This is a genomic window from Micromonospora sp. LZ34 (assembly GCF_052981855.1).
The window spans coordinates 1-10,414 of the sequence record NZ_JBRIQN010000097.1 but is presented as its reverse complement, the minus strand read 5'-3'; the positions used below and the strand labels follow the sequence as shown (position 1 = coordinate 10,414).

Annotated in this window: 10 protein-coding genes; 3 read left to right on the top strand and 7 right to left on the bottom strand. The window is 72.7% G+C overall.

From position 1 onward, the window contains the following. Positions 1-259 precede the first annotated feature (259 nt). Together ACVCAH_RS36720 and ACVCAH_RS36715 are read right to left on the bottom strand one after the other, a co-directional pair. The gene (locus ACVCAH_RS36720; protein ID WP_447140814.1) at positions 260-1,678 is read right to left on the bottom strand and encodes an MFS transporter; all 1,419 of its coding nucleotides are present in this window, start codon (positions 1,676-1,678) and stop codon (positions 260-262) included. Further along, complete coding sequence (locus ACVCAH_RS36715; protein WP_447140813.1) at positions 1,675-1,911, bottom strand: hypothetical protein; 237 nt, start codon at positions 1,909-1,911, stop codon at positions 1,675-1,677. Before ACVCAH_RS36715 ends, ACVCAH_RS36720 begins: the two co-directional genes overlap by 4 nt. Positions 1,912-2,033: 122 nt before the next feature. Between ACVCAH_RS36715 and ACVCAH_RS36710 the strand changes: the two genes are divergently transcribed. Then, positions 2,034-3,185, top strand: coding sequence for a geranylgeranyl reductase family protein (locus ACVCAH_RS36710; RefSeq protein ID WP_447140812.1), 1,152 nt, complete (start codon positions 2,034-2,036; stop codon positions 3,183-3,185). 139 nt (positions 3,186-3,324) lie between these two features. After that, the gene (locus ACVCAH_RS36705; RefSeq protein ID WP_447140811.1) at positions 3,325-3,513 is read left to right on the top strand and encodes a hypothetical protein; all 189 of its coding nucleotides are present in this window, start codon (positions 3,325-3,327) and stop codon (positions 3,511-3,513) included. 54 nt (positions 3,514-3,567) lie between these two features. Here ACVCAH_RS36705 and ACVCAH_RS36700 read toward each other — a convergent pair whose 3' ends face one another. Next, positions 3,568-5,361, bottom strand: a complete 1,794-nt coding sequence (locus ACVCAH_RS36700; RefSeq protein ID WP_447140810.1) for a bifunctional metallophosphatase/5'-nucleotidase — start codon at positions 5,359-5,361, stop codon at positions 3,568-3,570. Positions 5,362-5,571: 210 nt separating this feature from the next. Between ACVCAH_RS36700 and ACVCAH_RS36695 the strand changes: the two genes are divergently transcribed. Beyond that, complete coding sequence (locus ACVCAH_RS36695; protein WP_447140809.1) at positions 5,572-6,468, top strand: SDR family oxidoreductase; 897 nt, start codon at positions 5,572-5,574, stop codon at positions 6,466-6,468. Between the two features lie 44 nt (positions 6,469-6,512). Here ACVCAH_RS36695 and ACVCAH_RS36690 read toward each other — a convergent pair whose 3' ends face one another. From ACVCAH_RS36690 to ACVCAH_RS36675, 4 genes are all read right to left on the bottom strand, one after another. After that, complete coding sequence (locus ACVCAH_RS36690; RefSeq protein ID WP_447140815.1) at positions 6,513-7,166, bottom strand: nucleotidyl transferase AbiEii/AbiGii toxin family protein; 654 nt, start codon at positions 7,164-7,166, stop codon at positions 6,513-6,515. 2 nt (positions 7,167-7,168) lie between these two features. After that, a complete protein-coding gene (locus ACVCAH_RS36685; protein ID WP_447140808.1) occupies positions 7,169-7,510 on the bottom strand; it encodes a hypothetical protein in 342 nt (113 codons plus the stop codon). 95 nt (positions 7,511-7,605) lie between these two features. Then, the gene (locus ACVCAH_RS36680; RefSeq protein ID WP_447140807.1) at positions 7,606-8,880 is read right to left on the bottom strand and encodes an RNA polymerase sigma factor; all 1,275 of its coding nucleotides are present in this window, start codon (positions 8,878-8,880) and stop codon (positions 7,606-7,608) included. A gap of 5 nt (positions 8,881-8,885) precedes the next feature. Further along, a complete protein-coding gene (locus tag ACVCAH_RS36675) occupies positions 8,886-9,227 on the bottom strand; it encodes a YciI family protein (RefSeq protein WP_447140806.1) in 342 nt (113 codons plus the stop codon). Positions 9,228-10,414: the final 1,187 nt, after the last annotated feature.

Genomic DNA, 10,414 nt, shown 5'->3' with positions numbered 1-10,414 from the left:
GAGTACTCGACCAAGGCGTTCCTGAAGGGTCTCAAGCAGGTCGACGGGTGGCAGGACATGCCGCTGACCAAGGCCGCGCAGACCGTGCAGGTGTCGGCCTACCCGTTCCACTACGCCCAGTGGGAGCAGCAGGCCGCCGACCTCGTCGCCAAGCACTGGAACAACTGACACAGACATTCCTCACAGGGGGACTGCTGGCCGGCACCCACAACGGGTGCCGGCCAGCGGCGTCTTCGCCGCCGGGGCGTACGCCGTGCGGTCAGCGGCGGCTGCGGCCGATGTCGGTGACGGCGGCGATCAGCGCCAGCGCGATGATGCCGGCGGCCAGCAGCAGCGAGTGCCGGAACGCCACCGACCAGTCCCCGTCGCTGGCCGTCAGTGACGCGAAGAAGACCGAGCCGACGGCGGCGATGCCGGCCGCTGATCCGATCCGTTGACCGGTCTGCAGCATGCCCGCTCCGCTGCCCGCCTGGGGTACCGGCACCTCGGAGAGGGTGAGGGTCTGGTTGGGGGCGATCACCAGGCCGCTGCCGAGCCCGGCCACCAGCAGCGGACCGGCGGTCAGCCACGGTACGGCGGCGTGCCCGGGATCCAGTTCGAGGATCGCGACCACGCCGACGAGGCCGACCACCACCGTGACCAGGCCGCTGGCGACCAGCGGGCGCCCGTACCGGTTGACGATCCGCCCGCCGAGCGCGGACGTGGCGGCCGACCCCAGCGCGAACGGGGTGATGGCCAGGCCGGCGATGAGGGCGCTGTAGCCGAGACCGCTCTGCAGGTAGAGGGTGAAGATGAAGAAGATGGCGGTGAAGCCGCCGAAGTAGACGACCGCGATCAGCGACCCCAGGGTGTACGACCGGAAGGTGAACAGCCGCAGGTCGAACAGCGGCTGCTGCTGCCGGGCGTACCGCCGCTCCCAGAATCCGAAGGCGACCAGCGCGACCAACCCGGCCGGGACGAGCAGCCACTTCTCCGGCCCCCGCCACTGCTGTTGCTGCACCAGCGGCAGCAGCAGCGGGACCACGCCGAGCCCGAGCAGCAGCACGCCGACCGGGTCGAGCCGCCGGCTGTCGGCCTGGCCCCGGAGGCGGCTGGGCAGCAGCCGCCAGCCGAGGATCACCGCGACGATCCCGACCGGCACGTTGACGAAGAAGACCCAGCGCCAGCCGTGATCGGGACCGCCGATGGCGATCAGCAGTCCGCCGAGCAGCGGGCCGATCGCGGTGGAGATGCCGATGGTGGCGCCGAGCAACCCGAACGGGCGGGCCCGTTCCGGGCCCCGGAAGAGTTCCTGGATCAGGCCGGTCACCTGCGGGTTGACCACCCCGGCGGCGGCACCCTGGAGCAGCCGCGCGGTGACCAGCCATTCGGGGGAGCGGGCCAGCCCGGCCAGCGCGCTGGTCAGCGTGAACAGGGTGATGCCGGCGACGAAGGCGTTGCGCCGGCCGCGCGCGTCGCCGAACCGCCCGGCCGGCACCAGCGCCAGCCCGAAGGTCAGCGCGTATCCGGAGAGGACCCACTGCAGATCACTGGGGGAAGCCCGCAGCGCGCGGTCCATCGACGGTACAGCGACGTTGACGATGCTCACGTCGAGCAGCGTCATGAAGGCGGCGACCAGGCCGACCCCGAGGGCCTGCCAGCGCCGCCGCTCGTCCGACGCCGGCCGCCGTTGCGTCACGCCATCTGGCGGGCACAGAATCGGGGCCCGAAGTCCAGGCCGGCCATGGGTGAGTCCTCCCGGTGCAGCAGGTTCTTCTCGGTGAGCATATGCAGCGGCGCGTGCAACTGCTCCTCGGTCAGGCCGCACTCCTCGGCGATCATGTCCGGGTAGGGCACCTGCCCGCGCGCCTCGAGCGCGGCCACCGCCTCGTACACCCGTTCCTCGACCTCCGACAGCTGTACCTGCCGCATGGCTCCTCCTTCGTTCTCCCGCCTCTGCGCAGGCGGTCTGCGCTGCGCGGTTACCCCCTGCGTGACCGAAGATGCCCGCCCGATCGGGCGGTGCCGGCGGCCGGGTGCCCTAGGCTGCACCAGTGATCGTCTGGGATCTCGCCGTGGTGGGCGGTGGGCCCGCCGGGCTCTCCGCCGCGTACGTTGCCGCCCGCGCGGGCCTGCGCACCCTTGTGGTGGAACGGGCCGCGCACCCGCGGTACAAGACCTGCGGGGGAGGGCTGATCGGCACCTCCCTCGCCGCCGTGACGGACCGGATCGAGGTGCCCGCGCACGACCGGGTCGACCGGGTCACGTTCACCCGGGACGGGCGACGCGGGTTCACCCGCCATCACGGCGGCCCGCTGGTGACCATGGTCCGGCGGGAGGAGTTCGACGACCGGCTGCGGGCGGCCGCGGTCGCCGCCGGGGCCGAGGTGCGCGAGCGGGTCGCGGTCCGGGCCGTCGAGCAGGACCCGGAGGGGGTACGCCTTCGGCTGGCCGACGGCGACACCGTGCACGCCCGTACGGTGATCGGCGCCGACGGCTCGTCCGGGGTGACCGCCCGGCACGTCGGTGTCGACTACCGGCAGGTCGATCTGGGGCTGGAGCTGGAACTGCCGGTGCCGCCCGAACAGCAGGCCCGCTGGCGCGGCCGGGTGCTGCTCGACTGGGGTGCGCTCCCCGGGTCGTACGCCTGGGTGTTCCCGAAGGGCGATCGGCTCACCGTCGGGGTGATCGCCGCCCGGGGTGAGGGGGAGCGGACCCGGGAGTACCTGCGCCGGTTCGTCGACCGGCTCGGGCTGGCGGAGGTGCCGCCGGCGCACGACTCGGGGCACCTGACCCGCTGCCGGGCCGAGGACTCGCCGTTGCGCCGGGGCCGGGTGCTGGTGGTCGGGGACGCCGCCGGCCTGCTCGAACCGTGGAGCCGGGAGGGGATCAGCTACGCGCTGCGCTCCGGGGAACTGGCCGGCGCGGCGGTGGCGGCCGGTGACCTGGCCGGCTACGAGCGTGCGGTCGCCGAGCGGCTGGTCCCGTCGATGCGGGCCGGGCACCGGCTGCTGGACGTCTTCGCCCGGCAGCCGGAGGTCTTCCACGCGCTGCTGGCGACCCCGCCCGGCTGGCGGATGTTCGTGCGGTTCTGCCAGGGGCGGGCGAGCTTCGACGAGACGCTGACCCGGGCGCCGGTCCGGGCGGCGCTGGCGCTGCTGGACCGCCTGCCCGCGCCCCGGCGACCGCTGGTCCGGCACCCCTGAGGAACGGCAGGCATGGCTGCTTGTCGCCCCGTCCGTCCACCCAGGATCCTAGGACGCTCTACGCGACGTGACCCCCTCGACGACCTGGCGAGGGGAGGAGTGGACGACGGAGAATGACGGCGTCGAAGGGAGGGGGCGCATGACCGACGACCACACCGATGTGTCGTTCACCGACGAGGAGTACGCGTTCCTTCGGCACGTCCGGTTCGGCGAGCTGCCGCCCGGCGTGCGTCCCGAGGAACGGATCGAGCTGACCGAGACCGACCCGCGCCGGGATCGCCCGGAGCCGCTCGACGACCCGGAACGCTGGGACCTGCGGCACGCCTGACCAACGACGACGGGCCGTGGGCGTTGCCGCCCACGGCCCGTCGGGTGGTACGGATCAGAAGACCGGGACGCCTTCGCGCACCAGCCGCCAGTTCGGCTGGAAGAAGTCGGCCGGGTCGATCGTGCCCCGGGCCTGCGCCCAGTCGATGAGCAGCTGGCGGATCTCCTGCTGCGCGTTGTAGACCTGCGTCTTGACGATGCCGGGGAAGTTGCCGCCGCCGCTGCGTCGGTAGTTGTTCACTGCCACCACGAACTGCGCGTTGTCCGCCACCGGCGTGTCGGTGTTGGGCAGCACCAGCCGGGTGATCCGCTGGCCGACCGGTCGGGAGATGTCGATGTCGTAGTCCAGGCCGGAGAAGACGTCGTAGTTGTAGTCCGGCACGGCCGGATCGCTGATCGTCTCCGGGTCCACCGGCGCGCCCGGGGCGAGCGTGCGGAAGTACTTCGCCGAGTACTCCAGGTAGGCGCGCACCTCGGCGCCGCTGAGCACGACCGCCTCGAGGGTGTTGTCGTAGACGTAGAGCCCGGCGACGTCGCGGATCTTCACGTCCCCGGCCGGGAAGACCGCGGTGCGGCTGAACGGCGCCGCGATCGAGAGCACCGGCAGGGTCGCGTAGGCGGTACCGGCCAGGGCCGCGGTGACCACCTCGGTCTGCACGTGGTTGATGAAGTCCAGGATCGGGGTGTCCTTGTACCGGGACTCCGCGGCAGACAGCTCCACGGTGGAGCGGGCCACCACCTGGTTGACGTACGCCACGGTCTTCTGGTGCTGGGCCCGCACCGCGGCGAGGACCGCCGGGTCCTCGACCACCGTGTTGGTGTTCAGCATGGTGGCGCCCTTGGCGAGAACCTTCCAGCGACCGCGTTGCTTGGTCACCGTGAAGTCCATCCGGGTGAGCCGCTGACCCCACTTGGAGGGCTCCGACAGCAGCACCTGCTCGCCGGTCGCGGCGTTGGTGACGAACTTCTGCACGACCTCGTTGTGTGCGTGGCCGAACAGGATCGCGTCGATGCCCGGCACCTGCTCGGCGATGATCGTGCAGGGGTTCTCGTTCGGCAGCTCCGGGCCGTAGCTGGAGGTGCCGCTGTCGCCGCCGTGCGCGGAGACGATGACGAGGTCGGCGCCCCGCTCGCGCATGATCGGCACCCACTTCTGCGCGGTCTCGACCATGTCCGGGAAGACCAGCTTGCCCTCGACGTTGCCCTTGTCCCAGATGGCTACGCCCGGGTTGGTCAGGCCGAGGATGCCGACCTTGATCGTGGGGGAGTCGGCGCCGCCGAGGGACACCTTCTTGATCACGAACGGCAGGAACGCCGGCTTGCCGGTGGCCGCGTTGACGGCGTTCGCCGCCAGGGCCGGGAAGCCGAGCTGCTCGATCCACTTGGCCAGCAGCGGCAGGCCGTAGTTGAACTCGTGGTTGCCGAGGGTCACCGCGTCGTACTTCAGGATGTTCATGGCGTTCGCCATCGGGTGCGTCTCACCGGCGACGGTGATCGGCTCCTGCTTCGCGTAGTACGTGGCCAGCGGGGTGCCCTGGATGGTGTCGCCGGCGTCGAGAACCAGGGTCGCCCGGCCGGCGCGCTCCGCGCGGATCTGGTTGACCAGGGTGGCCAGCTTGGCGACGCCGACGTCGTTGTGCCGGCTGTCGTCGTACTCGGCGTCGCGGTAGTAGTCCCAGTTGTAGACGTTGCCGTGGGTGTCCGAGGTGCCGAGGACGGTGAGGTCCCAGGTCTTCGGTCCTGCCGCGTCCGCCGCTCGGGCAGGCGCGCTCGCGATCAGGGGGGCACCCGCGGCCGCCGCGGCGACGGCGAGCACCCGGCGGCGCGACGGGCCGGAGGGAGAGGTCATGCCATGCCTTTCCAATGGGGGTGAGGACGCTTCGGGAGCGCCAGCGGCACCATAACGAGCGACTGTCACTCCTGGCACAGCGGCCGGAGGTGTTTCATACCACCAGCGTCATCCGGTGCCCTGGTGTAACACCGGTGACATCCGTTTCCGGTCGGCACCGCCGGGTAGGGCTTCCCGGGACCGGATCGACAGGTGCGCAGGGGGACGTCCGTGAGTGAGGACCAGTACACCCAGCAGGACCCGACCACCCAGTACGGCCAGCAGTCCGGGCAGCCGGGTCAGCAGCAGGCGCCGCCGGGCTCGACGGGGCGGATGACCCCGAAGCCGGACCACGGCGAGGAGTCCTACCGGGGCACCGGCAAGCTCGCGGGCAAGCGGGCGCTGATCACCGGCGGCGACTCCGGGATCGGTCGGGCGGTGGCGATCGCCTTCGCCCGGGAGGGCGCCGACGTGCTGATCTCCTACCTGTCCGAGGACGCCGACGCCCGGGAGACCATCCGGTGGATCGAGGAGGCCGGTCGTAAGGGGGTCGCGGTGCGCGGCGACATCACCGACGAGCGGCACTGCCAGGAACTGGTCGACCGGGCGGTGCGCGACCTGGGCGGCCTCGACATCCTGGTGAACAACGCCGCCTACCAGATGTCGCAGGACAAGGGCATCGCCGGGATCAGCAGCGAGCAGTTCGACCGGGTGCTCAAGACCAACCTGTACGCGATGTTCTGGCTCTGCAAGGCCGCCGTCCCGCACCTGCCGGAGGGGTCGGCGATCATCAACACCTCGTCGATCCAGGCGTTCGACCCGTCGCCGCAGCTGCTGGACTACGCCACCACCAAGGCGGGCATCGCCAACTTCACCAAGGCCCTCGCCAAGGGCCTGGCGGAGCAGGGCATCCGGGTGAATGCGGTGGCGCCCGGTCCGATCTGGACCCCGCTCATTCCGGCGACCATGCCGGAGGAGAAGGTCGAGCAGTTCGGCCAGGACACCCCCGAGGGCCGTCCCGGGCAGCCGGCGGAGCTGGCCCCGGCGTACGTCTTCTTCGCCAGCCAGGAGTCCAGCTACGTCACTGGCGAGGTGCTCGGCGTGACCGGCGGCCGTCCGACGAAGTGAGCGTCGCGCCCGGTGCGGCGCGGGTGCCGCACCGGGCGGGTGCGTCAGCGGGGCCAGCCGGCCAGCCGCTCGCGGACCCGGGCGACCTCGGCGGCGTCCAGGCCGTAGCGGGCGAAACGGCGCTCCGGCAGCCGGTCCAGGTAGCGGCCGGCCGCGCGCACGTCCTCCGGGTCCAGCGCCGGGTCGAACTGGTGGGCGAGCGCCAGCAGGTCGGCCACGTCGTAGTGCTCCCGGGCCGCCGCGACGTCGATGTAGTCGCGTACCTCCCGGCGGTTGACCAGGGCCGCGGTCTTGCTGGCCACCAGGTCGCGCACGTCCATCACCGGGCCGAGGTCCATCACCACGGGACTGCGCCGCCGGTCCAGGCGGGCCAGGCTGAGCCGGAGCTGCCGGTGGTCGCGGGTCACCACGAAGTCCCGCAGGTCCCGGTCGAAGCCGTCGAAGAGTTCGGCAAGTTCGCTGTCCGGGTCCGCGTCGTCGACCTGGAAGCCGGCCCGCCGCAGCGCTTCGCGCACCGCAGCGGCCGCCGCCGCGGCCGCCCCCTCGACGTCGGCGAAGAGGTCGACGTCCTCGGTGGGGCGGGTGACCAGGCCGTGCGCGGCCCAGGCCACCCCGCCGCCCAGCACGAACCGGTACGGCCCCGCGGCGGACAGCGCCACCCGGGCGACCTCGCGGTAGAACTCGTGCGGGTGGGTGATGCTCACGCGGCCCGCAGGCCCCGGTGGCGGTCCTCCCAGGCCGCGCGGACGCCGCGGGGCAGGTTGAGCAGTCGCCACACCCGGCGCAGCGTCCGGCCGTTGATCAGCCGGCGGAGGTCCTCAGTGCGGGTGGTCTCGCGCAGCACGTTCTCGTACATCCAGAGCAGCTGGTCCGGGTCGCCGAGGTCGAACGTCCGGTCGGCGCACCACATCAACCGCACCGGCAGCTCCACCACGCCGCGGGTGGGGCCGGTGAGCTCGGCCAGGGTGCGCGCCACCACGGCGGGGCGCCCCGGGCGGGCCAGGTGGGCCGCGCGGGGTGTGGTGGCGGAGACGGCCGGCATGGTGTCAGGGTAACGCGCCCGGCCGCCGGCGCGAGCGTGCGCGTGCCGGCGGTCTCGCCGCGGCGCCGTCGTCCGGGTCCGGCGGGACCGGGCCGTCAGGTGTCGGGCGCCTCGGCGGAGTGCTCCACCTCGAGCAGGTTGCGCCGCAGGTGGGCCTGCTCGGGCTCGGTGCCGGCCAGGTCGAGCGCCTCCCGGTAGGCCGCCGCGGCCTCGGCGAGGCGGCCGAGCCGGCGTAGCAGGTCCGCCCGGGCGGCCGGGTAGGGGTGGTGCCCGCGCAACCGCGGCTCGTCGGCCAGCTCGTCGAGCAGCGCCAGGCCGGCCGCCGGCCCGTCCCGCATGGACACCGCCGCGGCCCGGTTCAACGCGACCACCGGGGAGGGCGCGACGGCGAGCAGCACGTCGTAGAGCGCCACGATCTGCGGCCAGTCGGTGGACTCCACGTCTGGGGCCTCGTCGTGCAGCGCGGCGATCGCGGCCTGCACCCCGTACCGGCCGGGCGGGCCGCCGGTCAGCGCCACCGGCACCAGGTCGCGGCCCTCCTCGATCATGCCGCGGTCCCACCGGCCGCGGTCCTGGTCGGCCAGGAGCACCAACTCGCCGTCCGGGCCGGTGCGGGCGTCGCGCCGGGCGTGCACCAGCAGCATCAGCCCGAGCAGCCCGGCGACCTCCCGCTCGGCCGGCAGCAGCCGGCGCAGGATCCGGGCCAGCCGGATCGCCTCCTCGGCGAGGTCGAGCCGCTGCAGCCGCGCCCCCGAGCTGGCCGCGTAGCCCTCGGTGAAGATCGAGTAGACGACCTGGAGCACCCCGGGCAGCCGGTCGGGCAACTCGTCGGCGCCCGGCACCCGGAACGGGATCCGGGCCTCGCGGATCTTCCGTTTCGCCCGCACGATCCGCTGCGCCATCGTGGCGGGCGGCACCAGGAACGCCCGGGCGACCTCCGGCGTGGTCAGGCCGGCGAGGCAGCGCAGGGTCAGCGCCGTGCGGTCCTCCGCGGGCAGCGCCGGATGGGCGCAGGTGAAGAAGAGCTGCAGCCGCTCGTCGGGCAGGTCGGCGTCCGCGTCCGCCGGCGGGGCCGGGTCGGCCCGTTCCGCCTCCACCTGCAGGATCGCCAGCCGCGCCGCGTACGCCTGGTCGCGCCGCAGCCGGTCGACCGCCCGGCGCCGCGCGGTGGTCAGCAACCAGGCCCCGGGCCTGGCCGGTACGCCGTCGACCGGCCAGTGCACCAGGGCCGCCTCGATGGCCTCGGAGGTGACCTCCTCGGCCAGATCGAGGTCGCCGAACCGGCGGACGAGGGAGGCGAGCAGTCGACCGCGTTCCTCGCGGAACATCAGCTCCACGGACGCCCCGACGCCGGTGACCCGCTCGTCCATCGCGGTCAGAGGTCGAACTCGGCGACCGGCCGCACCACGACCGAGCCGCCGCCGCGTGCCCCCGGACAGCGGGCGGCCCACTCCAGCGCCACGTCGAGATTCGGTACGTCGATCACGTCGTAGCCGCCGAGGACCTCGCGGGTCTCGGCGAACGGCCCGTCGGTGACCGTCCGCTCACCGTTCGGGCCGACCTGCACCGTGGTGGCGGTGGTCAGGTCCTTCAGCGAGTGCCCGGAGACGAGGACGCCGGCCTCCTTGAGCGCCTTGTCATACACCACCCAGTCCTCGAAGGTGCACTGGTCGGCCCCGTCGGTCGCGGCGCTGTAGATCAGCAGCATGTACTTCATGTCCGGCTCCTCGGTGTCTCCTCGTGCGGCCCTGTGCCGTACAGGATGACGACGAACGGGGGGCGGGGTAATCGACGGGGCCCGGGCAAGTTTTTCCGGCGAATTGGTGGTGCCCGTTTTATCCGGTTTCCCTCTTCCTTGCCGGTGGGTGTGGCCGTGCCGGGTCGGTGGTTGGTTGCGGTTGGGGTGTGGCCCGCCGTGCCCGGCTCCGGGCGGTCAGGCTTGATCCCTGCGCCGGGCACGGCGGGCCCCACCCTCGTCGTGGTCCGGGCCCGCCCGCTCCCGCAGGTCCTGTCCCGCTCCGGTTCAGGTGCGCCAGCCCGCTCGCCCTCGGGCGAGATCCACTCGATGTGCGGCAACCCGCGGTGTCCGCCGTAACCGGACACCGCGACATACCGCAGGTGGAGTCGGTCTCCGCCCGGCATACCGCCCATCGGGGGGTCGATCAGGTGGCGGCGGTGGCCCTCGTGGGCCGGCGCAGCATCGCGCCCGCTCTACTCCCGTCGGCGTCGCCGGTGGGGCGTGTCGTCGCGGGTCGGCATGCTGTCGCGATACCTCAGAGTCATCAAAATGCCTCCCAGGTATCACGCCCGCACGCTCGTTCCGCTACGGCCCCTCCTGGCGGGAGGTCGATACCGTCGGACGAGCCCCTGCGCGGTAATCGGGCACGGTGCCCGGAACCGGTGCGATCTCCTGGCGTCGTGTGCCGAGATGGGGTGGGTGTCCGGTTTGTGGGTGTGACCGGGGGCATTCGGGTGGTGGAATCGGGGCCGGGTCGGGGGCGTTACATGATGCGGACGATCGAGCAACAGCCCGCCGCCTTCTAAGGGCGCGGGGCCGGGCCGCGCGGAATGATGGCGGCTGGCCGGTCGTTACATCCCCGGACGATCGCAGTAGCGGTCCCCCGTTGGCCGAGCCGGTGAGGGTCCGGGCCCGGAATGATGGTGGGTCGGCGGTCGTTGGATCCCCTGGACGATCGCAGCAACGAATCCCCGCCGGCGTCGCCGGATGAGGGTCCGGGCCCCGGAATGATGGCGGGCCGGCGGTCGTTACACACAGTCCCGGCGCCGCGAGGGCATCCCCCGCCCGCGAGCGTGCCGGATCGGAAAATCCCCCAAGTCTTTGAGCGCCGGACGGTGCTTGCGTCTCCATGCCCACCCCCCTGGGCTGGTGGCGCCAACCCCCAA

Bases quoted from the DNA above. Each gene is read 5' to 3' on its own strand.
- ACVCAH_RS36715 (WP_447140813.1), bottom strand. From the start codon at position 1,911: ATGCGGCAGGTACAGCTGTCGGAGGTCGAGGAACGGGTGTACGAGGCG.
- ACVCAH_RS36705 (WP_447140811.1), top strand. From the start codon at position 3,325: ATGACCGACGACCACACCGATGTGTCGTTCACCGACGAGGAGTACGCG.
- ACVCAH_RS36700 (WP_447140810.1), bottom strand. From the start codon at position 5,361: ATGACCTCTCCCTCCGGCCCGTCGCGCCGCCGGGTGCTCGCCGTCGCC.
- ACVCAH_RS36685 (WP_447140808.1), bottom strand. From the start codon at position 7,510: ATGCCGGCCGTCTCCGCCACCACACCCCGCGCGGCCCACCTGGCCCGC.
- ACVCAH_RS36680 (WP_447140807.1), bottom strand. From the start codon at position 8,880: ATGGACGAGCGGGTCACCGGCGTCGGGGCGTCCGTGGAGCTGATGTTC.
- ACVCAH_RS36675 (WP_447140806.1), bottom strand. From the start codon at position 9,227: ATGAAGTACATGCTGCTGATCTACAGCGCCGCGACCGACGGGGCCGAC.